The sequence below is a fragment of the uncultured Marivita sp. genome, from assembly GCF_947488135.1.
Taxonomy (GTDB): domain Bacteria; phylum Pseudomonadota; class Alphaproteobacteria; order Rhodobacterales; family Rhodobacteraceae; genus Marivita.
Map to the genome: position 1 here is coordinate 1,220,322 of NZ_CANKYW010000001.1, position 26,253 is coordinate 1,246,574.

Sequence of the window (26,253 nt, forward strand, 5' to 3'; positions counted from 1 at the left end):
TCATAATTCTCAACACCATTATGAACCAGGCGCGATATACTCCGTCGACGGAGTGCGCGAAACGCGTCGACGCGTTTTCGTCCGCTCTCAGACCAGCTCGGTTTCGACCCGGCTCGAGGCTTCCAAGGTCTTGTGAACCGGGCATTTGTCCGCGATCTCGAGCAATTTCCGACGTTGTTCGGCATTCAGATCTCCGGTCACGGTGATCCGCCTGCGAAAGAGGTCGATATTCGCCGTGGTCGGCGTGCTGGCGTCCTGTGCGTGCACCTTGTCGTGGCTCACATCCACCGACACGTGCTGCATCGGCCAGCCCTTGCGCCGCGCGTACATGCGCAGCGTCATCGACGTGCAGGCGCCCAGACCGGCGGCGAGCAGCCCGTAGGGCGACGGCCCGCGATTGGTGCCGCCATAGGCCAGCGGCTCGTCCGCCACGAGGTGACGCGGCCCTGCCTGCACATCCTGCAAGAACCCCGCCGCGTCCGCTTCGGAGACCCGCACGATGCCTTCCGGCGCGCCGATGGGCGGGGCGGGCGGGGTCAGCTTCAGGTACCGCCCGACCCAGGCAGCGATGACCTCGGCGGCGTATTCGGCATCCTCGGCCCGTGTGATCAGGTGATCTGCATCGTCCAGCGTGACAAAGCTCTTGGGGTGACGCGCGACGGTGAAGATGTTGGTGGCGTTCGCGATCCCGACCACGCTGTCGCGCGGGGCGTGCATCACCAGCAGCGCCGCTTTCAGGCTCTTGATCGCAGGGGCGAGCGCCTGTGCCTTCACATCCTCGACGAACGCTTTGCCGATGGTGAAGGGCCGCCCGCCAAGATCGACCTCGGCTTTCCCGTCCGCCGCGATATTCTCGAGCGCGTCGGAAAAATTGTGGGTGACGTGTTCGGGATCGAAGGGCGCGCCGATCGTGACCACCGCCTTGATGCCCTCCATCTCGCCCGCCGCGCGCAACACCGCAGCGCCCCCCAATGAATGACCGATCAGCATCGCCGGAGCCATGCCGCGCCCCGCCAGATAGGCCGCTGCGGCGTGCAGGTCCTCGACATTGGAGGTGAAGGTGGTGTTGGCGAATTCGCCCTTGGAATGGCCCAGCCCGGTGAAGTCGAACCGCAGCACGGCAATGCCCATCGACGCCAGGCGCGCGGCGATCCGCCGCGCGGCCGGAATGTCCTTGGAACAGGTGAAGCAATGCGCAAAAAGGGCGGTGGCCAGATGCGGCCCGTCGGGCAGATCGAGCCGCGCCGACAGGGGGTCGCCGGAATGGCCGGGAAACGTGATGCGTTCGGTGGTCATGGTTTGGTGTCCTCGGGCCGGGTCCGGGCGGGGCCAGCGCGGCCCTTTGGTGTTTCGTCAGGTCTAAGAGTGAGGGGCGTGTTGCCCATGTGCAAGCATTGTGTCGGGAGCGTCACAGGATGGTGAGAGCGATGCCATGGATGGTGAGCGGCGGTGCAGCGCTGCTTGCGGCGGCCTTCTTCGGCAGCTTCGCCGGTGCGTTGCATCCGGCGGGTGACAGCCTTGCCGTGTTCCGAATCCCCATCGCGGTCGTCTTCGCGCTCTGGGTGATCTGGTCGACCTGGCCCGCATGGCTTCGCTGGCTGATCGCGGTGCTCTGCATCGCCGCAATGGCGCAGATCGTGGCGCAGAAATACATCTCGCACCCGTCCGGGCCGGTGACGATCTACCAGAAGAACCTGCTGTTCGAAAACGACCGTGTCGCCGAACTGGCCGCCGACATTCGCGCCGCGGACCCGGATATCGTGGCGCTTCAGGAGCTGACCTCGCGCAACGCGGCCCTGGTGCGGGATCTGCGGGCGCTCTATCCCTATCAGGCCAGTTGCGCGCTGGTGGAATGGGCGCGTGTCGCAATCCTGTCTCGCTGGCCGGTCGAGGGCGAGATCTGCATCGAAAACCAAGGTCTTGTCGGGATTCAGGTCGCCGCGCCCGACGGCACCTTCTGGGTTTTCAGCCTGCATGCCTTCTGGCCGTGGCCACACGGGCAGGCGGACCAGTTCGACCGCATCCTGCCGGTTCTGGCCGATCTTGATGATCCGGTGGTGATCGCGGGCGATTTCAACATGGTGCCGTGGTCCCACGCGCTAGGCCGGATTGGCGCGGCGACCGGGACGACGCGCGCCGGGCCGCTCTTTCCCACGCTCATCAAGAAGGGCGCGCCGTTGCCCATCGACCATGTCTATGCGCCGGGCGGCGGGCAGTCGACGGCGCGTCCGCTCCTGGGGTCCGATCACAACGGAGTTCTGGCTCGCGTCTTTGTCTTCGATCCGAACTGAGGCGCGCAAACGGGGTTTTCGCGGCGCCGTGCCGGCGCTATGGCTCGGACATGATCCTTCAGACCCGCTTGCCCTATGACATCCACGCCGCGCGCCCCTTGCCGGGGGTCGCTCCGTTGGGAGAGGAACCCTGGTTTCTCGTGGACGAGGCTTACGCCGCCCAGATGGCCGAGCGATGCCGTCTGCTGCGCGACCGCCGCGAGGATGTGATCGCCACCGATGCGCCTGGCCCGGACGCCGTGTCACACATGCTGGACGCTGTCCTGACGCATCTGCCACCCGAGTTCACACGGACCGGAGACAGCGTACATTGCCCGGACGGGCGGACGGTTATCGTGGACCGTGCCGATCCGTTCGGTTCCTTGGGGCGGATCCTCCAGAACGACATCTGCCTGCTTGAAAAACGGGGCGATGAGCACGTCCTGACCGGCGCCGTCCTCTGTTTCCCGGCCAGCTGGCGACTGCGGGAAAAGATCGGCCATCCGCTGACCCATATCCACATCCCCGTCGCATCCTACACCGACGATATGGCACGCCGGGTGCAGCGGTTGTTCGACGGGGTGCGTCCCGGCCGTCCGATCTGGCGGTTCAATGCGCTCTGGTACGAGGATCCGGCGCTGTTCCAGCCGCGCTCTGCCGCCGAACCGCGTCCGCTCACGAGGGCAGGGCAGACGCCCTATCTGCGCAGCGAACGGCAGGTGCTCTGGCGGTTGCCACAAAGCGACGCGGTGCTCTTCACCATCCACACCTTCATGGTCGCCCGCAAAGACGTTCCGGGCGCCGCGAAGGCGGATCAGCTGCCCGCGCGTTGAGCCGAGTAGACAATGGCGCGCAGGTAGTTTCCGCTGTCGTTCCAGACCGACAGAACATTGAAATTGCGCGTGCCTTCGCCAAAGGGCTGGCCCGCTTGCCAGCCATTCTGGCGCAGCATATTGGCCGCCGTGGCCAGCGCATCGACCGCGTTGTAGGGATCGGCCCGACCGTCGCCATTGCCGTCGACGCGGTAGCGGAGCCAGTTGCCCGCAAGAAACTGCATATGCCCCAATTCACCGGACGGACCACCCTTGGTGCTGGGCGACAGGATCCCCGCATCCACCATCTCGAGCGCGGCGATCGCGTGCGGCTCGAACCGGGGGTGGCGGCGGCAGTATGACGACAGGGTCACCGCACCGTCGACGACAGAGGTGCCGCCCAGGTAGCCGCCCCAGCTTGTCTCCAGCCCCCAGATCGTGGCGAGGATGCCCGCAGGCACGCCGTAATTTCGTTCGATCGACGCGAAGGTGTTGGGGTTTCGCGCGATCCGGTTGCGGGTCTGGGCGATGAAGCTGTCGGCCGTGCTTCCAGACCGTTTCGCGAGAAATTGCGCCGGATCCCCTTGAAGCGTGCCCGTCTGGTTGCCCGGATTGGATTCGAACCGCCAAGTGATGTCCGACAGGCGCGCGTTTTGCAGCGCGCTTAACCCGCGCTGGCCGACACCGGCCGCGGCGGCCTGCCGGGAGAGTGTCTGCTTGTATTGCTCGAACGCGCCCTTGCTCGTGATACACTCGGCGGAATAGGCGGGCAGGGCTGCACACAAGGACAAGCAGGCAGCGGCAATAAGACGACGCATCGGGGCACTCCAACAGAAAACGGTTGAAGCGACGTTAACAAATGCACCGTGCGGGGCAAGCGTGAACCCGCGGGAGGCCTTGGCCGCCCGCGCATTCATCACGCTTGATCAAAGAAGCTCGGGAAAGCTCGGAGCCATACCAGTCTGAGCCAGAACCGCGTAAAGCCCCGCCACGCCAAGCGCCATCGCACCCGACCGGACATCCTCTCCGCGCACGAGGTTGTGAACGATGAGCGGGATCGCCAGCGGCGCCATGATCAGGGCGGTGGTCAGGGACAGCGCCCACGCCGAGAGCCGCATCGGCACAGTCTTGGCCCGGCGCTGCTCCACCTCGAGCAGTTCCACATCCGCGAGATCGATCAACTTGAACTGGCTGCGCAGGGCGCTCATGATCCAGTCATCTATCCGCTCTTCGGTATGGCGGCCATTGCTCCGTGATGTGCCGTTGCCGTGCACCTTGCGCGGAACCACGTGGCGGCGCGGCGGCAGGGACACGACCGTCGGGTCTCCGGTGGTCTTGAAGACCTCGGCATCGATCGGTGTGGTGCCGTCGCACAGAACCGTATGCGCGTCGTAATCCCGGCAAAGCGCAGCGGCGACATTCGTGCAGAGCACAGGGGCCACGTTGCGCGTGGCGACCATGACAAGGCAGGACGCGCCCACCTGATCCAGGACAATGGTCAGCGTGCCGGAGCCGTTCACCGACCAGTCGATGTAATCCCGCGTGATCGGAAGCCTCTTGTGCTGTGCGCCTTGGCATGAAAGCGCATGGTCGACGAAGGATATCACAGACCGGCACACATCATCGCGTTTCGTGTCGGTCACCAAACTCATTACAGTCACATCCGAAGTAGACATCCCCACGTCCTCCTTTGGTGTTTCAGACTGTTAACCCTTGTGAAACTGGCTGTGGATTATGTCCGAATTAGGGATGCAATTCGCCCAAAAGGAGAATTCTGCGGCGTAGAGGGGTGTTAAAGGGGAACAGACGGACATGCGACGGTGATCTTGAGCGAATCGCCCGAGTTGGCATCTATCGCGTCGACCAGCGCGCCGGGGTCCGAGGCCGTGCCGAGAGCTATGCAAAGAGGTTTAGCGAACTTGTTTCAAGCGCGTGCTGGCCCCGTGGCACCGTCACACCGGATTTTGAATCTATTCGGACTGCGCGCCGGCGCTTTCAACTGACACGCTCATATCCGCAAGGGCGTCGTTGGTCTGAGCCAGGTAGATCGTGGCCATCGCGGCACCGATCGGCATGATCACAAGGACTAACACGCCCAAAAGGATATATTTGCCCATCGATCCTTTCGGACCCGAAGCCCGTGCTGCTGCGTCGCCGCCGCGTGGGTGACTGCGTTTTGGCGCGGGAGATTGGGAGACAGCGGACACGCCGCCATTCCTGGCGTTCAATCGTGCGATCCGATCCTCGAAATCTGTGCTCATCGGGTCGTTCCTTCGATAGTTGCCCCAAGGCCCAAACCGATGACTGGACCAGGCGCAAAACTGCCATCGCCATGCGGCACGTGCGGGACGGAAGCGGGGCGATTTCGGGGCAGGGCGTTGCCCGCCAAAGGGTGACTGGAAAAGCGCCGACAGCGAAAAATCCTGCGTTTCAAAAACCGCATGGCGCGAATATGCCGATAAGCCACCGCCCGCGACGCCATACTTGATCGACGGTCAGGGCAGGCGCACGATCAGGCTCAGGAGGGCCCGATTTTGGGGCCGTCCGGTATTTTCAGAAAGGAATTTTCTCATGCCTTCGATGACCGATTACTTGGTTCTCAGTGACGGAGCGTTCACACTGAATGACGGCGAAGCCAAAAACCTCGATTTCACGTTGCCGAACAATTTTACGGTTGGCGTGAACCTGGCAAAGCCGGTTTTGGCTTTCATCATCAACCCAAAGTCCCGCAAGTCCGAAGTGGGCGGCTGGGTCAACCCAACCGTCAGCCCATTCCTGTCCTCCGAACAGGTGATCTCGCTGAGCTGGAACACCGACAATCACGCCGATTACGGATTGTGGGAAGCGATAGACGGTCGCCAGTTCAAGGCGGGCGAAAGCAATCAGATTTCCTTCAAGTCCTGGGACGGACAGGTCGTAATTCGCGATGTCATCCTGTGGTTCCAGCGCGGCGCGGGGGGCTGAACGAAAACGGGCGGCCAAACTGGCCGCCCGTATCGTGTCATGAACCGCTGCGGATCAGCAGCTGTAGTACATGCCGAACTCCACCGGGTGCGGTGTGTGCTCGTAAAGTTCGATCTCTTCCATCTTGAGGTCGATATACCCCGCGATCTGGTCCTTGGTGAACACGTCACCGGCCAGGAGGAAGTCCATATCGGCCTTCAGCTCTTCGATGGCCTCACGCAGGCTGCCGCAGACCGTCGGGATGCCTTCCAGCTCTTCTGCCGGCAGGTCGTAGAGGTTCTTGTCCATCGCCTCGCCCGGATCGATCTTGTTCGCGATCCCGTCAAGACCGGCCATCAGCAGGGCGGCAAAGCACAGGTACGGGTTCGCCGACGGATCGGGGAAGCGGGCTTCGACGCGCTTGGCTTTCGGGTTCTCGGTCCACGGAATACGGACACAGCCCGACCGGTTGCGGGCGGAATAGGCACGCAGAACGGGGGCTTCGAACCCCGGGATCAGACGCTTGTAGCTGTTGGTCGACGGATTGGTGAAGGCGTTGAGCGCTTTCGCGTGCTTCAGGATACCGCCGATGAAGTAAAGCGCTTCCTGGCTCAGGTCGGCATACTTGTCGCCAGCGAAAAGCGGCTTGCCGTCCTTCCAGATCGACATGTTGCAGTGCATGCCGGTGCCGTTGTCGCCGTAGATCGGCTTGGGCATGAAGGTCGCCGATTTGCCGTAGGCCTGCGCGACGTTGTGGATAACATACTTGTATTTCTGAAGCTCATCGGCCTGCTTGGTCAGCGTGCCGAAGATCAGGCCCAGCTCGTGCTGGCAGGACGCCACCTCGTGGTGGTGCTTGTCGACCTTCATGCCCAGACGCTTCATCGTGGACAGCATTTCCGACCGGATGTCCTGACCGTCGTCGATCGGGTTCACGGGGAAGTAGCCGCCCTTGAGGCCCGGACGGTGGCCCGTGTTGCCCATTTCGTATTCGGTGTCGGTGTTCCAGGACGCATCGAGCGCGTCGACCTCATAGGAGACCTTGTTGATCTTGTTCGAGAACCGCACGTCGTCGAACAGGAAGAACTCGGCTTCCGGGCCCCAGTAGGACACGTCACCGATGCCCGAGGATTTCAGATAGGCTTCCGCCTTCTGCGCGGTCGAGCGCGGGTCGCGGTCATAAGCCTCGCCTGTGTCAGGCTCAACGATGGAGCAATGCACGCAGACCGTCTTTTCAGCGTAGAACGGGTCAATATACGCGCTCTCGGTGTCGGGCATCAGTTTCATGTCGGAGGCTTCGATGGACTTCCAGCCGGCAATGGAGGAGCCGTCGAACATGAAGCCTTCTTCCAGAAAGTCCTCGTCCACCTCGTCGGCAATCACCGTCACGTGCTGCAGCTTGCCGCGCGGGTCGGTAAACCGGATGTCCACGTAGGCGACATCTTCGTCCTTGATCATCTTGAGAAGCGCTTCAGTGCTCATTCTCTCTTCCCTTTCACTGAGTTTGGGTCGTTGTTCGTTGGGTCGTGGCGCAGGATCAGAGTGCGTCGGATCCGGATTCACCAGTACGGATGCGGATCGCCTGTTCGACGGGCGACACGAAAATCTTGCCATCCCCGATCTTGTCGGTCTTGGCGGCGTCGACAATGGCCTCGATGGCCCCGTCGACCTGGTCGTCGTCGAGAACCACCTCGATTTTCACCTTGGGCAGGAAATCAACCACATACTCGGCTCCGCGATAGAGCTCCGTGTGTCCCTTCTGGCGGCCGAACCCTTTGACTTCCACGACGCTGAGGCCCTGAATGCCGGCGTCCTGAAGGGCTTCTTTCACCTCGTCGAGTTTGAAGGGTTTGATAATGGCTTCAATCTTTTTCATGGCGGGTCCCTCGCTCCTGCGTTGGGGTCGTCAGACCACTTCTCTTTGAGGGCCACAATCGCCTAGGGTAAATGAAGCCGCGACGGGCGTTGGGATTGAAATACTGCGCTCAAAAAATGTGCATAATGCACAAAAGATACGCAGAACTGAATCGCATAAGGGATCACGCATGGCCGAATTGCTCACCTCTGCCCAAATGCGCGCCATCGAACAGGCCGAAATCGAGTCGGGCACGGTCTCGGGCCTGCAACTGATGGAGCGCGCCGGACGGGGCGCCGTTGAGGCCGCGCTCGCACACTGGCCCGAATTGCGCCAAGGCGCACACCGCGCATTGATCCTGTGCGGACCGGGCAACAATGGTGGCGACGGCTTCGTCATTGGGCGGCGGCTTCGGGATCTCGGCTGGGACGTCGATGTCTTTCTTTATGGTGACGCGAGCAAACTGCCGCCGGATGCGCAAGCCAATCACGATCTCTGGCAAACCATGGGCAGCGTGTCGCCGTTCGAGCCGACGGAAATCTGGGGCCGCGACCGGCCGGACGTGTTTGTCGATGCGGTGTTCGGAACGGGGCTGACCCGACCTCTCCCGCAGGACCTGGCGATGGTGCTCGAGGACCGGATGATGGGCAACTGGCCTCGCGGTTCCATGATCCGCCGACTGGCGATCGATTGCCCCTCGGGCCTGAACCTCGACACAGGGATGATCCCGAACGCGCAGCAGGACGAAAAGCCGAGGGTCAACTCGGCCCATCTCACCGTGTCGTTCCACGCGCTCAAGGCAGGGCACAAGCTGGCTCTTGGCCCGCAGCTTTGCGGCGTCGTGAAGGTGGTCGATATCGGCCTTCGCGGCGACGGCCCGTCCGAACGCGCCATGATTGGCACCGCGCCCGATCCCGAACGCGCCCGTCTTGTCGCTCCCGATTTCGCGCACACATCGCTGCCGCTGCGCATCTGGCCGGGCGCGACAGTCGCCAAGCTGCGCGGGCAGGGGCATAAATACGACTATGGTCATGTGATGGTTCTGGCCGGCGGTCCGGGACGCGGCGGCGCGGGGCGTATGGCCGCGCGCGCCGCCCTGCGCGCCGGGGCCGGGCTGGTGACGGTACTGTGCCCACCCGAGGCGCTTCCGGAAAACGCGTGCCACCTCGATGCCGTGATGCTGCGCGCCTGTGGCGATGCCGATGCCTTTCGCCAAATCCTGGATGACCGGGTCACGGCGCTCTGTCTTGGACCGGGTCTGGGCACGGGGCCGGACACATGCGATCTGGTGGCCGCTGCGCTGGCGCACCGCCGGGGCGATCGCGGCTGGCGCGACCCTGCCGTGGTGCTGGATGCCGATGCGCTGACCTCGTTCCAGGACGATCCGGATGCCCTTTTCGCGCTGACCCATCCGCGCACGGTGCTGACACCCCATGAAGGAGAGTTCGCGCGGCTCTTTCCCGATCTCGCGCAATCGGAACGCGGCGACTGGTCGAAGATCGACGTGGTGCGCGCGGCGGCGGACCGGGCAGGCTGCATCGTTTTGCTCAAGGGCGAGGACACGGTGATCGCCCAGCCAGGGGGCGGCGCGTCGGTACACAGTGCGACGGGGGATCGCGCGGTCCCGTGGCTGGCGACGGCCGGGGCAGGCGACGTGCTGGCCGGGTTGATTGCCGGGCTGGCGGCGCCCGAGACCGCGCCCGATCTCTTCTGCGTGACCGAAGCGGCGGTCTGGCTGCATTGCGAGGCCGCGCGCCAGTTCGGACCCGGACTGATCGCGGAAGATCTGCCGGACATCCTGCCCAAGGTTTTCTTAACGCTCGCCGCCTAAGAATCTTCGTAAGATTCTCAGGCCACCGAATTTTCCGGACGAAAATTCTTCTCGCATCGGTGCCACAGCTTTGCTAGTGACCTGCGCAATGCGGGTGTGGCGGAATTGGTAGACGCACCAGATTTAGGTTCTGGCGCCTTTGGCGTGGGGGTTCGAGTCCCTTCACCCGCACCATCTTGGTCATATCGGTTTCTCCGTGCGGCGCGATTCTGACGTGGCGCGCGAATTGGTTCTCAGATGTACGCCGTCCGTACCAACGCGCACCGCAGCCGAAACGCCCGGACACCGCCTGACAGACCATTTCACATTCGGACCTTGGCGCGCGCAACGGGGTCTTCATTTCCCGCTTGCACCACTTCCGTCCCACCACTAAGACGCGGTGGATTTTGACCGCCGCGGACGCCTCCGCGGCCCCTATGCAATGGATAAGGACGACATGCAGGTCACCGAAACCCTCAACGAAGGCCTCAAGCGCAGCTACTCGATCACCGTTTCGGCGGACGAGCTTGACGCGAAGGTCAATGAAAAACTGAAAGAAGCGCAGCCCGAGATCGAGATGAAGGGCTTTCGCAAAGGCAAGGTGCCGATGCCGCTGCTGAAAAAGCAGTTCGGCCAGCGCCTTTTGGGCGAAGCCATGCAGGAAACCATTGACGGCGCGATGTCCAAGCATTTCGAGGACTCGGGCGACCGCCCGGCGCTCCAGCCCGAGGTCAAGATGACCAACGAGGACTGGAAAGAGGGCGACGACATCCAGGTCGATATGTCCTACGAAAAACTGCCCGAGATGCCCGAGGTCGATCTGTCCTCGCTGAAGCTCGAAAAGCTTGTGGTCAAGGCGGGCGACGCCGAAGTCGATGAAGCGCTGGCGAACCTCGCCGAGACCGCGCAGGACTTCAAGGACCGCAAGAAGGGCTCCAAGGCCAAGGACGGCGATCAGGTCGTCATCGACTTCCTGGGCAAGGTCGACGGTGAGCCGTTCGAAGGCGGCGCTGCCGAGGATTATCCGCTGGTTCTGGGCTCGGGGTCGTTCATTCCCGGCTTCGAAGAGCAGCTTGTCGGCGTGAAGGCCGGTGAGGAAAAGAACGTCGAGGTGAAGTTCCCCGAGGAATACGGCGCGGAAAACCTCGCCGGCAAGGATGCGGTGTTCGAATGCACCGTGAAGGCCGTCAAGGAACCCGTCGCCGCCGAGATCAACGACGAGCTGGCCACCAAGTTCGGCGCCGAGGATCTGGCCGCGCTGAAGACCCAGATCGCCGAGCGTCTGGAAGCCGAATATGCCGGCGCGGCGCGTCAGGTGATGAAGCGCGAGTTGCTGGATCAGCTGGACGAGAAGGTCTCTGTCGACCTGCCGCCGTCGCTCGTCGAGGCCGAGGCCAAGCAGATCGCGCATCAGCTCTGGCACGAGGAAAACCCGGATGTGCAAGGCCACGACCACCCCGAGGTCGAACCGACCGAGGAGCACACCAAGCTGGCCGAGCGCCGCGTCAAGCTGGGCCTGTTGCTCGCCGAGCTGGGTCAGAAGGCCGAGGTCGAAGTGACCGACGCCGAGATGACCCAGGCGATCATGAACCAGGCGCGGCAGTATCCCGGCCAGGAACGCGCCTTCTTCGACTTCGTGCGCCAGAACCCGCAGATGCAGCAGCAACTGCGCGCGCCGATCTTCGAGGACAAGGTCGTCGATCACGTGGCCGAACAGGCGAGCGTGACCGAGAAGGAAGTGTCCAAGGACGAGCTTCAGAAGGCTGTCGAGGCGCTTGACGAGGAGTAAGACCTGCTTGGGTTTTGACATGCAAAGGCCGCCTTTCGAGGCGGCCTTTTCGTTTGTCAGGATCGGATCGGCGGGGCCGATCCGACCGGGTGGGGGCTCTGCCCCCGTCGCTTCGCGACTCCCCCGAGGTATTTTCAGCCCAAAGAAGCCGCAGCGGCGCGTCAGAGCGTCATGCGGAAAAGCGCGAAACCGGCGTCATTGGTGCCCGCCTCTTCGAGGGTCATGCCCTCGAGACTGTCCGCGTATTTCGCGCCTGCCGGGCCGGTTTCGAAGATCACGCTGGTGTCCTCCATCGGGGCAAAGCGCCAGTTGAAATCGGCCTTGGGGTCGATGGTGCCTTTCTCCACGATGTAGCGCACGATCACGTCGCGGTTGGTGTCGGGGCCCTCGAAGACAATGGTGTCGCCGGTGCCGGGGAAGCTGCCACCGCCGCCCGCGCGGTAGTTGTTGGTGGCGATGATGAATTCCTGATCCGGGTCGATCGGCGCGCCGTCATAGGTGAGGTTCACGATGCGGTTGGCACCTTCGTTGATCACCGCGCCGTCGCGGTCGAATTTCGACGGTTGGCTGAGGTCGATCTGGTAGCTGACCCCGTCGATGACGTCGAAATTGTAACTTGGGAAGTCGGGGTTCAGGAGCGGCGCATCGGTGGCGCCGGGATCGACCTGGTTGAACATGCCCGCCGAGCGTTCCAGCCAGTCCTTGACCTGCGCGCCGGTCACGCGCACGGCGCGGACGGTGTTGGGGTAGAGGTAGAGGTCGGCCACGTTCTTGATCGCCACATCGCCCACCGGTACGTCGGTGTAATAATCCGGCCCGCCCCGGCCTCCCGCCTTGAACGGCGCGGCGGCCGAGAGGATCGGCAGGCCCTCGTGCGGCGTGCCCTGCATCATCTGTTCGATATACCAGGTCTGGGCGTTCGACACGATCTGGACGGACGGATCGTCGGCCACCAGCGCGAAGTAGCTGTGCAGCGGGGCGGCGGTCTTGCCCACGGCGCGGCGGACATAGGCCAGGGTTTCCTCGTGGTCCGTCATCGTCGCGTCCAGCACCGGCTGGTAGTCTTCGACCAGCGCCGTGACCGAGCGGTCTTCGTTGCGCTGCGCGATCGGGCGCGCCTCGGATTGGTGGCTGAGCACGCGCCAGCCGTCGCCGTCGCGTTCCAGCATCAGGTCGATAAGGCCCATATGACTGCCCCAGAACCCGGCCATGACGCCCGGTTTGCCATTGATCGTGCCCGCCGCCGGATCGAGGCCCGGCAGGTCGTCATAGGTCGACGAGGGGAAGACGAGGTGCGAATGCCCGGTCAGGATCACGTCGATCCCGTCCACCCCTGCCAGCGGGATGGAGGCGTTTTCCATCATGTCCTCGGCCTCCGCCGCGCCGATGCCGGAATGCGAGAGCGCGATGACGATATCGGCGCCTTCCTCGCGGATTTGCGGGACATGGGCGCGGGCCGCTTCGAGGATGTCGCGCGCGGTCACGTTGCCTTCAAGGTGGCGGCGGTCCCAGGTCATGATCTGCGGCGGCACGAAGCCGATTAGGCCGATGCGGATCGGATGGGTGTTGCCTGCACCATCGGTCAATTCGCGGTCGAGGATGACATAGGGCGGCACCAGCGTCGTGTCCTCGCGCGGGGTGGCGCCTGCGGTCTTGACCACGTTGGCCGAGACCACCGGGAAATCTGCCCCTGCCAGCGCCTTCATCAGGAAATCCAGACCGTAGTTGAATTCATGGTTGCCCAGCGTGGAGCCGTCGAAGCCGAGCACGTTCATCGCGGTGATGATCGGGTGCATGTCGCCATCCTTCATCCCGCGCTCGTAGGCGATGTAATCGCCCATCGGGTTGCCTTGCAGGAAATCGCCATTGTCGAGCAGGATCGAATTCGTCGCCTCGGCGCGGATGTTCTGGACGATGCTGGCGACGCGGCTGAGGCCCACCGTGTCGGACGGGCGGTCGCCGTAATAATCATACGGGTGCACGTGGACGTGCAGATCGGTGGTTTCCATGATGCGCAGATGCGCCTGGTTGCTTTGCGCGCGCACCGAGAACGGATGCAATGCGAGAAAGCCGGCGGTGCTTGCCAGAAATCCACGGCGGTTGAGATGCAGAGCCATGATCGTGTCCCCCTGTTTCGGATGGTTCCGGGACAAGGCTAGGCCAGAACACGCCTCGCCGGGTAGCGCTTTCGTCATGCTGGCGTGAAATTGCCAGTGTCGGGCATGTCAGAGGTGCAGCTCGCCCGAATAGGTGGCGAAGCGTGCGATCTCGTCGGGCAGGGTGGTGATGCCGAGTCCGGGCGCGTCGGAGAGCGTGAGCGTGCCTCGGTTGGTCGCACCCTGCCACGGATCGAACGCATCGCGCAGGGGATTGGGGTTCACGTCGACCTCGAGCAGCCCGTCGCCCTCCGCCGCCGCCAGCAGGTGCGCCGAGGCGATCAGGCCGATGCCCCCGCCCAGGAAATGCGGGCAGTAGCGCAGCCCCGCGTCGCGGATCGCCTGTGCCACGGGCCAGCAGCCGCTGAACCCGCCCCATTTGGCGATGTCGGGTTGCAGCACGCCGAAAACGCCGGTGGCGATGGCATCGGCAAAGCCGCCGGTGCCGGTGATGTTCTCGCCCCCCGCCAGCGGGATATCGGTCTGGTCGGCCAACGCGCGCCAATGGGTGAGCGACGCATCGGCGGGCAGCGGTTCTTCGAGCCAGCCGAGGGACAGGTCAGCGCAAGCGGCGAGGAAACTTTCCGCCTCGGGCAGGGCCCAGGCCTGATTGGCGTCGGCGCAGAGGGTCTCATCGGGTTTCAGGTCGTGGAATAGCTGTGTCAGCAGGGCGGTATCACGGGCCGTGTCGAAGCCGACCTTGACCTTGAAGCTGCGGAACCCGGCGGTGCGGCTTTGGGCGATCTGATCGCTTGCCTGCGCGATGGCGATGCCGCTGGCGTAGCAGGGGACGGTGGCTGCGGCCTCGGGTTTGAGGAACTGGGCCACGGACACCCCTGCGCGGCGGGCTTCGAGATCGGTCATGGCCGTATCCAGCCCGGCGATCACCTGCCGGAACGGCCCCCATTCGCCGCATTGCAGGGCGCGGATATGGGTCTTGTCGGTGAGTTGAGTGAAAAGGTCGCGCGCGCCGTCGAAGGACTGGCCGAGCAGGAGGTCGGCCATGTCTTCGACCACCAGACGTGCGCGGTGTTCGGCCCCGGCGGCGGGCCAGTTGGCGAAGATCTCGCCCCAGCCGAAAGCGCCGTGATGGTCTTCCAGCCGCACGAAGACGGCAGGGCGGTTGTGCATGACGCCGAAGGATGTGGCCACCGGTGACGCGACGGGCACGCGGTAGGCGGAAACGGTGATGCGGGACAGGGTGATGGTCATGGGGGCAGGACAGCAGGACGCGCCCGCAAAGGCAAGCCGTTGCTGGCAGATCGTCATGTGCAGTGCCCGTTTGTCGAACCGGGTGGTGGGCAGGACTGCCCACCCTACGCATTTGGACCACAGACGTGAAAAAGAGGTGACGTCACCTGAGTTGGGTGGACATCCTCTCCCCCTTGCAGAGCCTTCGGAAAGGCTCCGAACCTGTACCCCGAAGGGCCTTTCGAGACGCGTCTCTCATGGTCTGAACGCACATATAGCGTCCGCAGAGAGAGGGTAGTCGCCTTGGGTGTTCCGCCGAAAGACGGAACGGATGTCGGATCCGATGCGGGGGTTATCCGGGGGAGAGGTTAAGCCGGTGGAAATGGGGCGTTCGGAGGGGTGCGGGACGGAACTGATCTTCGATTCTGCTCCGTCAATATCCGGTTCCATTGTGTGGCGGTGTCTTCAAAGCCGTGTCCAGCTCGACACTCAAACTTGCGGCCAACCCGAAAAACCGTCGCCGCACGGTCTCGGCATACGGATTGGCCTTCTCAATCGCCTCGAAGACTTCGGGCGCATCATGCTGAACCATGGAAATCGCCTCGGACAGCAAGTCAAAGCTCTTCGTGGTCATGCCGGTTGGCAGTGGTCCCATTCTCAGCAGTACTTTGGCGATGAGATGCGTCAACCCTTGAACAACTGCGGCTTCTTGGTCGTGATCGTCTGGTGTCGTCATGATGACGGTCAAACCCAGAGACTTTCGTAAAAACGCAGCCAGTCTCGCGTGTCGTATTCCCTGAATGGGGCAGACCGCAATTTTCAGACTCTTTATGCCTGTCATGGCGCTCTGAGGGCCGAACAAGGGGTGAGTTGCTACGATGTCTACGTGGTTCGGCAGCAGTCTGCGCATGATTTCCGAGGGAACGACTTTGACTGAACCGACATCGACAACCAGCGCGCCGGGTTTACAAGCACCCGCGATCTCGCCGACGACTTGTTCGAATGAAGACACTGGTGCCGCGATGAGGATCACGTCAGCCTGCGCGACCGAGTTCAATGATGACAGGCGCACGCCAAGTCGCTTTGCGACCTTGGCAACGTCCGGGGACGGATCGTAAGCGGTTATTTCGAAATGCTCGCCCAAATGCAGGGCTGCAAGTTGTCCGAATGCACCAAACCCCACGATGCCTAGCGACGGGTTTCGACTTCTGGTGTTGTTCATGTTCTCGACCTTTGAATTTGCCGCCCGGCACAAGGTCGCTTGTCTGTTGACCGCTGTTAGGGGCAGCGGACACGCATTGATAAATGACCCGCAGCTATAGAGGCTGAGGGTAATAGTTCTGCGATGCGGAAAGCAGTTTCATCATGCCGTGTGCGATACGGCACCAAAGGTGTCTGAGTCAACGAAGTTGCCGCCTACCAGGCATTGGCAGGCGCGCAGCATTCTGCAATTTGCGCTCGAACCAGGCGCAGGGCATAAAAAAAGCCCCGCCAGCGATGGCAGGGCTTCATGATCACGTCTGTGACGTGTCTTACTTGTCGTCGTCCAGCTTCTCGTCCAGCTCGGCCTTTTCCTGCACCGCAGGTTGGTCCGTGCGCTGTTCGTCCGCGGTTTCCAGCTCGTCGAGCTGGGCGGCACCGATGTCGTCGAACAGTTCCTGGATTTCGAATTCCGCCTGGGCTTCTTCCTCGGCGGCCAGTTCCTGGATGGATTTGCCCGACGCCTGAAGCTCGGCCTCTTCGGGGGAGCGGGCGACGTTGAGTTCGATCGTGACCATCACCTCGGGGTGCAGGTGCACCTCGACCTCGTGCAGACCCAGCACCTTGATCGGGGTGCGGATGATGATCTGCTTGCGGTCGAGCTTGAAACCCTCTTCGGTGGCGACATCGGCCGCGTCGCGGGTGGTGACGGAGCCATAGAGGTTGCCGCCGTCCGACGCCTGACGAATCACGATGAACTGCTGTCCGCCAAGACGGTCGGCCATCGCTTCGGCTTCTTTCTTGGTTTCCAGGTTCTGTGCTTCGAGCTGCGCTTTCTGGTTTTCGAAGGACGCGATGTTCTCTTTCGAGGCGGTCAGCGCCTTGCCCTGCAACAGCAGGTAGTTGCGCGCGAAGCCGGGCTTGACGTCGACGACGTCGCCCATCTGGCCAAGCTTGGCCACGCGTTCCAGAAGAATGACTTGCATGTGCGTGTCTCCTTACTTCACTGCGTAGGGCAGCAGGGCGAGAAAGCGGGCGCGCTTGATCGCACGGGCCAGCTCACGCTGTTTCTTTTGCGACACGGCTGTGATGCGCGAGGGCACGATCTTGCCGCGCTCAGAGATATAGCGCTGCAACAGCTTGGTGTCTTTGTAGTCGATCTTGGGTGCGTTGTCGCCCGAGAAGGGGCACACCTTACGACGGCGGAAAAATGGTTTCGTTGCCATTGGTTAGTGTCCTTTCTTCAGGCGATCAATTGCGACGTTCGCGGCGGTCGCCACGATCACCACGTTCGTCACGTTTCTGCATCTGGACCGACGGGCCTTCTTCATGCTCGTCGACGCGGATGGTCAGAACCCGCATGACGTCGTCATGCAGACGCATCAGGCGCTCCATCTCCTGCACGGCGGATGCCGGTGCATCGGTGCGCAGATAGGCGTAGTGGCCCTTGCGGTTCTTGTTGATCTTGTAGGCCATCGTCTTGACGCCCCAGTATTCCTGTTCGACGAGCTTGCCGCCGTTGTCGGACAGGATGGTGCCGAAATGTTCGATGAGACCTTCAGCCTGCGCGTTGGACAAATCCTGGCGCGAGATAAAAACATGCTCGTATAGCGGCATGTGCACTCCGTTTCTGTTCTGGCGCATTTCAAAGGACAGGCTCTGAGCCCTTTCGCTCCTGCCCACGAGAGACTGCGCGGTAAAATCGATCCGCGAAAGGAAGCGCCCGTATACACGGATTGTCCGGGGGATCAAGCGCCGTGGGGTGCTGCCGGACATCGCGTCACAATGCTGCCGCGAACTTGCCTTGGCATGGCGCGGTGCGTGCCCAGAATCCGGCGGGTTTTCTGAACAGACTGTTTCCAAGATGTAAACGGAAGAATGGCCAGAACGGGCAAGGGCCGAGGAGTGACGGAATGGTACATTACGATGAAAACTACCTTCGCGGGGCCAACACGCTGGGCCGTCTGTTCCGCCGCATCATTGGAATTGCCTGCCTGATCGCGGTGCCGGGGATCTGGATCGCTGTACAGGGCGCCTTGCCGGAGGCGCGCATCCTGGGGCTGGGATTGTCTGTCATCGTCATGGGCCTCGCCGGTCTGTGTTTCCTGGGGGCGACCCGTCGATGATCCGCAGATTGGTGCGGAAGGTCCTTGTCACGGCCGCGCTGTGGCTAGTGGGGCCGATGGCTGCTGTCTACGCACATTCGTTCATTTTGCCGGACCGCACCGGGGTCTATGAGGAAAGCACTGGTCCGACATTCGCCTTGGCGGGGCAAGGGCCGTATGTCTACCAGCCGCCACAGGACGTCGGCACCCTGCACCGGTTCGAGATCGGATCCGTCGGTAGTTTCGGCGCCCCCGAGCCGCGCCGGTGGTACGGGTTCGGCCCGACCGAGGGCGCGCCGCGTCCGGTTGTCGTGTTGCTGCACGGGGCCGGGCGGAACGGCGCGGCGATGATCGACATGTGGCAGGACCTGGCCAAGCGGCAGGACATCATTCTCGTGGCTCCCGACGCCCGATCGACGCGCTGGTCGCTTGTCACCGACGGCCCGATGTTCCTCGGTGCGCTTTTGAAAGAGGCGGCGGCGCTTCATCCGCTGGATGCCGACCGCATCTTCCTTGCCGGTCATTCCGACGGCGGCGCGCACGCGATGCGCATCGCCAATCTGGGTGGCGGTCCGTTCAGCGCGGTGGTGACGCATTCCGGTCACTCCAATCCCATCCGCATGATCCCGGCGCTTAGCCCGGTGCCGGTGCACAGCTTCGTCGGCGATGCCGATGTGGCCTTTACCGTGGACAGTTCCCGGACCGCGCTCGAACATCTGGCACGCGCCGGGCACCCGACATCCCTTACGGTGATCCCGGACCACAACCACTGGTATTACGGGATTGGCAAGAGCCTTGCGCCGCTGATGTGGCAGCGGCTTACATCGACGGAGGGCGCCCGGCCCGAACCTGCAAACGCGCCTGACCAATTGGTGCAGCGGGCCGCGCCAGACCGCAGCGACCGCAGCGACCGCGCCGCCGGTGCGAAATGGGTGCGGGTGCCGCAGTCCGACTAATGAGCCGCGACTGTTCATAGCGACACAGGATCTGTTGAGTTTCCGGCACTTGAGACCGCACGGGTTTGGTCCAATTGTCCGACCCATGTCATCTTGAAACAGGACGGACCTATGAAACGCACACTTCTTGCCGCTGCACTTATCGCAGCACCCTTGGCCGCTCAGGCCGAACCCGAAGCCTACACGCTGGATGCCAGCCACAGCCAGATCCTCTTTTCCTACAACCACCTTGGATATTCGACCACGTGGGGCATGTTCTCGGGGTTTGAGGGCGATATCCAGTTCGACCAGGACGACCCGGCCAATTCGTCGGTGACAGTGTCCTTCCCGGTGCGGTCGATGTTCACCGGATGGGAAGCCCGGTTCGAACATTTCATGTCCGATGAATTCTTCGGCGCCGGAGAGGACGATATGGTCACATTCACCTCGACCGCGATCGAAGTCACGGGCGACAGCACCGCGACCATCACCGGCGATCTGACGATGAATGGCGTGACAAAGCCGGTGACGCTGGATGCGACGCTGAACCAGGTCGGCGATCACCCGATGGAGAACAAGCCCTGGGCGGGGTTCGACGCCACCACAACGCTTCTGCGCAGCGATTTCAACGTGGGCAACTTCGCGCCTTTCGTCAGCGACGAGGTCGAGGTGCAAATTTCGATCGAAGCGATGAAGGTGACCGAAACAGATTCCTGAGAGAGCATTGGAATTCTGGTCATCAGGAAACCCCGGGCGTCTTGCCCGGGGTTTTTCGTGTCGGGCGGTGCTTGCGCCTACTGATCGCGGCGCTCGGCAGTCAGGTCTACCGACACGATCACGTCGAACCCAAGCTGGCTTTCATCGGTCATGCTGTCACCGATGCCAAAATTCTGGCGGTCCAGCGTTGTGCTGCCCTGCATCACCGCGATGCCGTCATCGACAGTCAACGTGAACGGCAGGGTGACGGGCTTCTCGACCCCTTTCAGGATCAAGGTTCCATCCGCCACGTAGCCGGACTGATTGCTGAGGATATCCGCCGAAAACTGTGCGGTCGGAAAGGCGTCGGCGTTGAAATAATCCGCGCCAAGCGCCTGTGCCGTGACGGAGCCGAGAGTGATCGAAGCGATTGCAATCTCGACGTCGACTGAACCCGCAGCTCCGTCGGTCACGGTGTCATCGAAGGTGATATCGGCAGTCCAGTCGCCGAAGGACCCGGTCACATCCGCGCCCATCTGGCGCACGGTGATTGCAAGCGTGCCTTCGGTCACGACCCAGTCACTTTCGACCTCTTGCAATGCGGGGGCCTCGGCAGCGATGGCTCCTCCCTGATTGTAGACTCCGAACAGGCTGCCGATGCCAAGGGCGGCGGCCCAGACCAAAGCGGCCAGCACGGGTGGCACGAGTTTGCGGGGGCGGTGCGGTGGCGGTGTGGCCGTGACCCTGCGACGGGGCAGCATGCGGGCAAGCGTGTCATCCTTGTCGATCACCGTGTGCTTGATGGCGCCCGCGATGTGCAGGATCAGGGAGACAACCAGCACCCGTTCGAACACGATGTGCAGACCGGCAGCGGTTTCGGCAAGCGCCAGGCTCTCCGGCACCAGCGGGAGGTTCTGTCCGAACGGCCACCAGATCGGCGCAAAGCCTTCGGTTGCGGCGTGGTGGATCCAGCCCGAAAGCGGGACCAGCACCAAAGACCCGTAGAGCAACCAATGCACGATTTCGGCCAACAGCGTTTCGGTTCGTCTCTCGGGATGCAGCGGGGCGGGTTTCGGCTGGGTGATGGCCCAGGCGATGCGGGCAAGGGCGACGAAGAACAGCGTGACACCGACCGTCTTGTGCAGCGAAAACAGCCACGCCTTGTCGGCCAATTGTTCCGCCGTGTCATAGGGCAGGTCATTGGCGATGATCCCAAGAGGGATGACGATGAGGATGCCGAGCGCAGTCAGCCAGTGGAAGCTCTTGGCGACAAAGCCGTACTGCGCGGATGTGTTGGTGGCGGGCATGACAGCCTCCCGAAGGTCAAATTGAGATGCGCATGAGCTATCGTGATCTTGGGCGGCTGCAATCTTCGCCAATGCACAGGTTGCGTGCAGCAACATTGCGTCGCGCCCATGCGGGATGTATGGGCTTGTGCCGACAGAACGTGGAGACAGCGATGAGCCGAGCTTTTCTTTTTCCCGGGCAGGGGGCGCAGACCATTGGCATGGGGCGGGATCTGGCAGAGGCCTATCCAACGGCACGCGCCGTGTTCGAAGAGGTGGACGACGCGCTGGGCGAAAAGCTGAGCGCGTTGATCTGGGACGGCGAGATCGAGACGCTCACCCTGACGGCGAACGCGCAGCCCGCGCTGATGGCCACGTCGCTTGCAGCGATGCGCGCTTTGGAGGCCGAAGGGGTCGGCGTGACCTCTGCGGCGTATGTGGCGGGGCATTCGCTGGGCGAGTATTCGGCCCTGACGGCAGCGGGGGCGCTGTCGGTCTCGGACGCGGCCCGATTGCTGCGCGCGCGCGGGACCGCAATGCAGGACGCGGTGCCGGTGGGTGTCGGCGCGATGGCGGCGATCCTGGGCCTTGGGCTGGACGAGGTGCGCAAGGTGGCCGAGGCTGCGTCGCAGGGCGAGGTCTGTGCGGCGGCCAATGACAACGATCCGGGGCAGGTGGTCGTCTCGGGCCACAAGGCGGCGGTCGAACGCGCCGTCGATCTGGCGAAAGAGGCAGGTGCCAAACGCGCGCTGCTTTTGCCGGTCAGCGCCCCGTTCCACTGCGCGCTGATGGCTCCGGCGGCGGAGGCGATGCAGGCCGCACTTGCGGATGTGGAGATCAATGCGCCCTTGGTGCCCGTGGTGGCGAATGTCCGTGCCGAGGCGGTCAGCGATCCTGAAACCATCCGCGCACTGCTGGCCGAACAGATCACCGGCGCGGTGCGCTGGCGCGAATCCGTCAGTTGGATGGTGGCGCAGGGTGTGAGTGATTTCTGGGAGATCGGGGCTGGCAAGGCGTTGATCGGGATGGTGCGCCGGATCGAACGCGCGGCGGAGACACGGGCAGTGGGGACGGCGGCAGATGTGCAGGCGGTCGCCCAGGACGCCTAACGCGCCCCCAGAATTTTATGGCCAGGGCCAAGAATCTTCGTACGAAGATTCTCAAGGCCCAAGGTTAAAACCGGATGAAGAGGAGCAAGAGATGTTCGATTTGACAGGCAAGAACGCGCTGGTGACCGGCGCATCGGGCGGCATCGGTGGCGAAATCGCCCGCGCGCTGCACGCAGCCGGGGCGACGGTCGGGCTCTCGGGCACCCGCACCGAACCCCTTGAGGCTCTGGCCGCCGATCTTGGGGACCGCGCCCATGTGCTGCCCTGCAACCTGAGCGACGCGGACGCGGTCACAGCACTGCCGAAACAGGCGGCTGAGGCGATGGGGGGGGTCGAGATCCTCGTGAACAACGCAGGGATCACCCGCGACAACCTCTTCATGCGCATGTCGGACGAGGAATGGCAGTCGGTGATCGATGTGAACCTGACCGCGACGTTCAAGCTTTGCAAAGGCGTGCTGCGCGGCATGATGAAGGCGCGCTGGGGGCGGATCGTGAATATCTCGTCCGTGGTCGGTGCCACCGGCAACCCGGGGCAGGGCAACTACGCCGCCGCCAAGGCGGGCATGGTGGGCATGTCCAAGTCGCTGGCCTACGAGGTCGCGAGCCGCGGCATCACGGTAAACGCCGTGGCCCCCGGTTTCATCGAAACCGCGATGACCGACAAACTGACCGAAGATCAGAAATCCGCCATCCTGACACAGATTCCCACCGGTCGCATGGGCACCCCCGAAGAGATCGCGGCGGCGGTGCTTTATCTTGCCAGCCCCGAGGCCGCTTATGTCACCGGAACCACGCTGCATGTGAACGGCGGCATGGCAATGCTCTGATTTCATGGGGGAAAGCGGCACCGTGCAGGTGCAGAAACCGCTGAAAACGCGGAGGTTTTCCCATGCAGGTCTTTGTATTGAAAGCGTTTGCCATCCCTGTCCCATGTGCTATAGCGGCGCAGGTTTTGGACCAGCCCCGTCACGGGGCACCTTCGGTCTTTCGCGGCTCAAGCGGGACGCAAACCGACGCCCGCAAGGGCAAGATCAATTCCGCCCGGGCGAGGGCTAACCCGGCCACCGCGCCGACGAAACTGTGAGGAAGAAAACATGAGCGACGTCGCAGATCGCGTTAAGAAAATTGTTGTCGAGCACCTTGGTGTGGAAGAAGACAAGGTCGTCGAGAATGCGTCCTTCATCGACGATCTGGGCGCAGACAGCCTCGACACGGTCGAGCTGGTCATGGCCTTCGAGGAAGAGTTCGGCATCGAGATCCCGGACGATGCAGCCGAAACCATCCAGACCTTCGGCGACGCGGTGAAGTTCATCAAAGAAGCGCAGTAAACACTGCGACCTTCGGATTTCTCGGAAAACGCGCTCTGGCTCAGGGCGCGTTTTTCATTTGGGTGTTTGGGTCGAAATTCGCGCTGATTTGAGTAGCTGCCAGAGTTCGGCTACGCGGACGAACCAGCCGTTCGAAACAGCTAGCCTAATTTCGGTTCTGGTCGCCGAACATCAATCGGTTACGAGTTCACCGCTTCCGCCGGACCTTTCTGGCATATCGCGAAACTTGGGTAGGTCGTCCTGCAGTGAAAGCACACGTTCGCTGTAATTGATGTGCATGGTTGGACGGAAACTGAAGTCTGCTAACACGCCTCCAAAAATATCATAGTACCGCCCTTTAGGGACGAACGTACACACAGCCCCACCACATACCTGGCAGCTGAATTTCCCGCCTTCAGAATGACCAGTGATTGAAAAGCGGTGTAACTTCTCAGATCCGCTGAGAAACCTTACCCTATCTTCCGGCCATAAAATGCAGGCGGTGACCGGTTGCCCCGACCATCGTCGGCAACTCGTGCAATGGCAATAGCACTGGATCGCCGGATCGCCATCGGCGACGAGTTTGACGTGCCCGCAATAGCAGCTCGCATGATGTCTCATAACCAAGAGCTCCTAGTTTCTCTATTTCTTAAGGAAAATCCTAGCAGACATTTCTGCATTGCGCAGCATGAGTCAAAATGGACTCAGTCCCGACCTTCGCCGCATCGCAACACCCCATGCTAATAGCAGGGCGTGCAACGGATCAGACCGTCTTCTCCGCCCGCTTCGCCGCATCCCAAAGTGCGTCCATTTCCACCAGATCGCTTTGCGCAGGCGTCCTGCCCCGCTCGGCCAGCGCCGTTTCGATGCTTTCGAACCGGCGGGTGAACTTGGCGTTTGCGGCGCGCAGGGCGGCTTCGGGATCAAGACCCATGTGGCGGCCGAGGTTGACCATCACGAAGAGCAGGTCTCCGAATTCCTCGAACCGCTCGGCCTCGTCCTGCACCTCGCGCAGTTCCTGTGCCTCTTCGACGATTTTGTCCAACACCTCGTCCGTCGAGGGCCAGTCGAACCCCACCCGCGCGGCGCGGTTTTGCAGTTTCAGCGCGCGGGTCAGCGCAGGCAGGCCCCTTGCCACACCGTCGAGCACGCCGCGCTGCGCCTGGCCCGCACGTTCGGCGGCCTTGATCTGTTCCCAATCCTGCACCTGCTGGTCTGCGGATTTGTCCCGGCTCTCGTCTCCGAACACATGCGGGTGCCGGGCGACCATCTTGTCGCTGATCGCATTGGCCACGTCGTCGAAGCTGAACATCCCGGCCTCTTCGGCCATCTGGGTGTGGTAGACCGACTGCAACAAGAGATCGCCCAATTCGCCCTTCAACTCGCCCCAGGCCTCGCGCTCGATGGCATCGGCGACCTCGTAGGCTTCCTCAATCGTGTAGGGCGCGATGGAGGTGAAATCCTGTTCGATGTCCCAGGGGCAGCCGGTTTCGGGATCGCGCAGGCGGCGCATGATTTCGAGCAATCTGGGCATCCCGCCCTCGGGATCGTGGATCAGGTCATCTGTCATTGCGGGTCTCCGTCGTTCGGGCTTAGATGCGGGAGGAACGGCAGGGAGTCCAGACATGGCCATCATCAACCGGATCGGGGAGTTTGCCCACGACATGACGGCGTGGCGGCGGCATTTGCACATGCATCCCGAACTGAGCCTCGATTGCCATGACACGGCGGCCTTTGTCGTCGCACGGTTGAAAGAGTTTGGTGTTGACGAGATTCACGAGGGCATCGCGCAATCCGGTGTGGTGGCGCTGATCCACGGCCAAGGGGACGGCCCTGTGACCGGCCTGCGCGCCGATATGGATGCGCTGCCGATCGAGGAAACCACGGGGGTCGATTATGCCTCGACCATTCCGGGCAAGATGCACGCCTGCGGCCATGACGGGCATACGACCATGCTTTTGGGCGCGGCGCGCTATCTTGCCGAGACACGCAAATTCAGGGGCACCGCTGCGCTGATCTTCCAACCGGCCGAGGAAACGGTGGGCGGCGCGCGGATCATGGTCGAAGAAGGCATCATGGACCGCTTCGGCATCGAAGAGGTCTACGCCCTGCACACCGATCCCTTCACCGAGGCGGGTGTGTTCAACACCTGTCCTGGTCCGATCATGGCGGCGGTGGATGATTTCGAGATCACGATCACCGGCAAGGGTGGGCACGGGGCGTTTCCGCATACGACGCTCGATCCGGTGCCCTGCGGTCTGGCCATCGGGCAGGCGCTGCAAACCATCCCGTCGCGCAACGCCGATCCGCGCCTGCCACTGGTCGTGTCGCTGACCATCGTACAGACCGGCAGCGCCACTAACGTGATCCCCGAAACCATGCGGCTGGCGGGCACCGTGCGCAGCTTCGACGCGGATTTGCGCGACATGGTCGAACGCCGCTTTGCCGAGATCGTCGCGGGGCAGGCGGCGAGCTACGGCGTGACCGCCAAACTCGATTACATCCGCAACTATCCGGCTACGATCAACCATGCCGACCAGACCGCGTTCGCCGTGAAAGTGGCATCCGAAATTGCCGGGGCCACCAATGTCATCAGCGACCGAAGCCCCGAAATGGGGGCCGAGGATTTCTCCTACATGCTGGAGGCGCGCCCCGGCAGTTACCTGATGTTGGGGCAGGGGATCGGGCCGTCCTGCCATCACCCCGCGTTCAACTTCAACGACGATGTCGCCCCCATCGGGGCGTCGTTCTTCGCGCGCCTCATCGAAACCCGACACGGAGTGTAAG

General features: G+C 62.7%; 27 protein-coding genes and 1 tRNA gene. 13 read left to right on the plus strand and 15 right to left on the minus strand.

The window, feature by feature from the left end; genetic code table 11:
• Nucleotides 1-87: 87 nt before the first annotated feature.
• Nucleotides 88-1,296, minus strand: a complete 1,209-nt coding sequence (locus Q1B16_RS06075; protein WP_299785516.1) for a bifunctional alpha/beta hydrolase/OsmC family protein — start codon at nucleotides 1,294-1,296, stop codon at nucleotides 88-90.
• A gap of 131 nt (nucleotides 1,297-1,427) precedes the next feature.
• Between Q1B16_RS06075 and Q1B16_RS06080 the strand changes: the two genes are divergently transcribed.
• Both Q1B16_RS06080 and Q1B16_RS06085 read left to right on the plus strand, forming a co-directional pair.
• Nucleotides 1,428-2,291: an endonuclease/exonuclease/phosphatase family protein gene (locus Q1B16_RS06080; RefSeq protein ID WP_299785518.1), complete on the plus strand. Its 864-nt coding sequence runs from the start codon at nucleotides 1,428-1,430 to the stop codon at nucleotides 2,289-2,291.
• Between the two features lie 50 nt (nucleotides 2,292-2,341).
• Nucleotides 2,342-3,103 (plus strand): DUF3445 domain-containing protein, encoded by a 762-nt coding sequence (locus Q1B16_RS06085; RefSeq protein WP_299785520.1) that lies wholly within the window; start codon nucleotides 2,342-2,344, stop codon nucleotides 3,101-3,103.
• Here the strand turns inward: Q1B16_RS06085 and Q1B16_RS06090 are convergent.
• The 3 genes from Q1B16_RS06090 to Q1B16_RS06100 all read right to left on the minus strand — a co-directional run bounded on the left by Q1B16_RS06090 (nucleotide 3,085) and on the right by Q1B16_RS06100 (nucleotide 5,343).
• A complete protein-coding gene (locus tag Q1B16_RS06090; protein ID WP_299785522.1) occupies nucleotides 3,085-3,900 on the minus strand; it encodes a lytic murein transglycosylase in 816 nt (271 codons plus the stop codon). The genes Q1B16_RS06085 and Q1B16_RS06090 overlap by 19 nt on opposite strands.
• Before the next feature lie 108 nt (nucleotides 3,901-4,008).
• A complete protein-coding gene (locus tag Q1B16_RS06095) occupies nucleotides 4,009-4,734 on the minus strand; it encodes a hypothetical protein (protein ID WP_299785524.1) in 726 nt (241 codons plus the stop codon).
• A gap of 318 nt (nucleotides 4,735-5,052) precedes the next feature.
• Complete coding sequence (locus tag Q1B16_RS06100) at nucleotides 5,053-5,343, minus strand: hypothetical protein (protein WP_299785526.1); 291 nt, start codon at nucleotides 5,341-5,343, stop codon at nucleotides 5,053-5,055.
• A 310-nt stretch (nucleotides 5,344-5,653) separates the two neighbouring features.
• Between Q1B16_RS06100 and Q1B16_RS06105 the strand changes: the two genes are divergently transcribed.
• Nucleotides 5,654-6,046, plus strand: a complete 393-nt coding sequence (locus Q1B16_RS06105) for a hypothetical protein (protein WP_299785528.1) — start codon at nucleotides 5,654-5,656, stop codon at nucleotides 6,044-6,046.
• Between the two features lie 54 nt (nucleotides 6,047-6,100).
• Here the strand turns inward: Q1B16_RS06105 and glnA are convergent, their stop codons facing one another.
• Both glnA and Q1B16_RS06115 read right to left on the minus strand, forming a co-directional pair.
• On the minus strand, nucleotides 6,101-7,507 hold the full coding sequence (gene glnA, locus Q1B16_RS06110) for a type I glutamate--ammonia ligase (RefSeq protein ID WP_299785530.1): 1,407 nt from the start codon (nucleotides 7,505-7,507) through the stop codon (nucleotides 6,101-6,103).
• A gap of 55 nt (nucleotides 7,508-7,562) precedes the next feature.
• Complete coding sequence (locus Q1B16_RS06115; RefSeq protein ID WP_299785533.1) at nucleotides 7,563-7,901, minus strand: P-II family nitrogen regulator; 339 nt, start codon at nucleotides 7,899-7,901, stop codon at nucleotides 7,563-7,565.
• A 169-nt stretch (nucleotides 7,902-8,070) separates the two neighbouring features.
• Between Q1B16_RS06115 and Q1B16_RS06120 the strand changes: the two genes are divergently transcribed.
• The 3 genes from Q1B16_RS06120 (at nucleotide 8,071) to tig (ending at nucleotide 11,479) form a co-directional block, all read left to right on the plus strand.
• Nucleotides 8,071-9,711 carry an NAD(P)H-hydrate dehydratase gene (locus Q1B16_RS06120; RefSeq protein WP_299785535.1) on the plus strand — a complete coding sequence of 547 codons (1,641 nt, stop codon included), beginning with the start codon at nucleotides 8,071-8,073 and terminating at the stop codon, nucleotides 9,709-9,711.
• Between the two features lie 90 nt (nucleotides 9,712-9,801).
• A tRNA-Leu gene (locus Q1B16_RS06125) sits at nucleotides 9,802-9,885 on the plus strand.
• A 262-nt stretch (nucleotides 9,886-10,147) separates the two neighbouring features.
• Entirely contained in the window at nucleotides 10,148-11,479 is a 1,332-nt protein-coding gene (tig, locus tag Q1B16_RS06130) for a trigger factor (protein ID WP_299786020.1), read from the plus strand.
• Between the two features lie 161 nt (nucleotides 11,480-11,640).
• Here the strand turns inward: tig and Q1B16_RS06135 are convergent, their stop codons facing one another.
• From Q1B16_RS06135 to rpsF, 6 genes are all read right to left on the minus strand, one after another.
• The gene (locus Q1B16_RS06135) at nucleotides 11,641-13,596 is read right to left on the minus strand and encodes a bifunctional 2',3'-cyclic-nucleotide 2'-phosphodiesterase/3'-nucleotidase (protein ID WP_299785537.1); all 1,956 of its coding nucleotides are present in this window, start codon (nucleotides 13,594-13,596) and stop codon (nucleotides 11,641-11,643) included.
• Nucleotides 13,597-13,704: 108 nt separating this feature from the next.
• On the minus strand, nucleotides 13,705-14,904 hold the full coding sequence (locus tag Q1B16_RS06140; RefSeq protein ID WP_299785539.1) for a mandelate racemase/muconate lactonizing enzyme family protein: 1,200 nt from the start codon (nucleotides 14,902-14,904) through the stop codon (nucleotides 13,705-13,707).
• A gap of 355 nt (nucleotides 14,905-15,259) precedes the next feature.
• Nucleotides 15,260-16,048, minus strand: coding sequence for a prephenate dehydrogenase/arogenate dehydrogenase family protein (locus Q1B16_RS06145; protein ID WP_299785541.1), 789 nt, complete (start codon nucleotides 16,046-16,048; stop codon nucleotides 15,260-15,262).
• A gap of 310 nt (nucleotides 16,049-16,358) precedes the next feature.
• Complete coding sequence (rplI, locus tag Q1B16_RS06150) at nucleotides 16,359-17,012, minus strand: 50S ribosomal protein L9 (RefSeq protein ID WP_299785543.1); 654 nt, start codon at nucleotides 17,010-17,012, stop codon at nucleotides 16,359-16,361.
• Between the two features lie 12 nt (nucleotides 17,013-17,024).
• Nucleotides 17,025-17,252, minus strand: coding sequence for a 30S ribosomal protein S18 (rpsR, locus tag Q1B16_RS06155; protein ID WP_188481679.1), 228 nt, complete (start codon nucleotides 17,250-17,252; stop codon nucleotides 17,025-17,027).
• A gap of 25 nt (nucleotides 17,253-17,277) precedes the next feature.
• On the minus strand, nucleotides 17,278-17,643 hold the full coding sequence (gene rpsF / locus Q1B16_RS06160) for a 30S ribosomal protein S6 (protein WP_299785549.1): 366 nt from the start codon (nucleotides 17,641-17,643) through the stop codon (nucleotides 17,278-17,280).
• A 296-nt stretch (nucleotides 17,644-17,939) separates the two neighbouring features.
• On the opposite strand from rpsF, the gene Q1B16_RS06165 reads away from it, so the two are divergent.
• The 3 genes from Q1B16_RS06165 (at nucleotide 17,940) to Q1B16_RS06175 (ending at nucleotide 19,783) form a co-directional block, all read left to right on the plus strand.
• Nucleotides 17,940-18,152, plus strand: a complete 213-nt coding sequence (locus tag Q1B16_RS06165; RefSeq protein ID WP_299785551.1) for a hypothetical protein — start codon at nucleotides 17,940-17,942, stop codon at nucleotides 18,150-18,152.
• Nucleotides 18,149-19,087: a PHB depolymerase family esterase gene (locus Q1B16_RS06170; protein ID WP_299785553.1), complete on the plus strand. Its 939-nt coding sequence runs from the start codon at nucleotides 18,149-18,151 to the stop codon at nucleotides 19,085-19,087. The genes Q1B16_RS06165 and Q1B16_RS06170 overlap by 4 nt, the downstream gene beginning before the upstream one ends.
• Before the next feature lie 111 nt (nucleotides 19,088-19,198).
• On the plus strand, nucleotides 19,199-19,783 hold the full coding sequence (locus tag Q1B16_RS06175) for a YceI family protein (protein ID WP_299785556.1): 585 nt from the start codon (nucleotides 19,199-19,201) through the stop codon (nucleotides 19,781-19,783).
• 77 nt (nucleotides 19,784-19,860) lie between these two features.
• On the opposite strand, the gene Q1B16_RS06180 is transcribed toward Q1B16_RS06175, so the two are convergent.
• Nucleotides 19,861-21,069, minus strand: a complete 1,209-nt coding sequence (locus Q1B16_RS06180) for a cytochrome b/b6 domain-containing protein (RefSeq protein ID WP_299785558.1) — start codon at nucleotides 21,067-21,069, stop codon at nucleotides 19,861-19,863.
• A gap of 152 nt (nucleotides 21,070-21,221) precedes the next feature.
• Between Q1B16_RS06180 and fabD the strand changes: the two genes are divergently transcribed.
• From fabD to Q1B16_RS06195, 3 genes are all read left to right on the plus strand, one after another.
• On the plus strand, nucleotides 21,222-22,157 hold the full coding sequence (gene fabD, locus Q1B16_RS06185; RefSeq protein ID WP_299785560.1) for an ACP S-malonyltransferase: 936 nt from the start codon (nucleotides 21,222-21,224) through the stop codon (nucleotides 22,155-22,157).
• Nucleotides 22,158-22,248: 91 nt separating this feature from the next.
• On the plus strand, nucleotides 22,249-22,986 hold the full coding sequence (gene fabG, locus Q1B16_RS06190) for a 3-oxoacyl-ACP reductase FabG (RefSeq protein ID WP_299785562.1): 738 nt from the start codon (nucleotides 22,249-22,251) through the stop codon (nucleotides 22,984-22,986).
• A 267-nt stretch (nucleotides 22,987-23,253) separates the two neighbouring features.
• Entirely contained in the window at nucleotides 23,254-23,487 is a 234-nt protein-coding gene (locus tag Q1B16_RS06195) for an acyl carrier protein (protein ID WP_085641287.1), read from the plus strand.
• Nucleotides 23,488-23,658: 171 nt separating this feature from the next.
• Here Q1B16_RS06195 and Q1B16_RS22335 read toward each other — a convergent pair whose 3' ends face one another.
• Both Q1B16_RS22335 and mazG read right to left on the minus strand, forming a co-directional pair.
• On the minus strand, nucleotides 23,659-24,087 hold the full coding sequence (locus Q1B16_RS22335) for a GFA family protein (RefSeq protein ID WP_366140138.1): 429 nt from the start codon (nucleotides 24,085-24,087) through the stop codon (nucleotides 23,659-23,661).
• Nucleotides 24,088-24,229: 142 nt separating this feature from the next.
• On the minus strand, nucleotides 24,230-25,036 hold the full coding sequence (gene mazG, locus Q1B16_RS06200) for a nucleoside triphosphate pyrophosphohydrolase (protein ID WP_299785570.1): 807 nt from the start codon (nucleotides 25,034-25,036) through the stop codon (nucleotides 24,230-24,232).
• 55 nt (nucleotides 25,037-25,091) lie between these two features.
• On the opposite strand from mazG, the gene Q1B16_RS06205 reads away from it, so the two are divergent.
• Nucleotides 25,092-26,252, plus strand: coding sequence for a M20 aminoacylase family protein (locus Q1B16_RS06205; RefSeq protein ID WP_299785572.1), 1,161 nt, complete (start codon nucleotides 25,092-25,094; stop codon nucleotides 26,250-26,252).
• The last annotated feature ends 1 nt before the right edge of the window (nucleotide 26,253 follow it).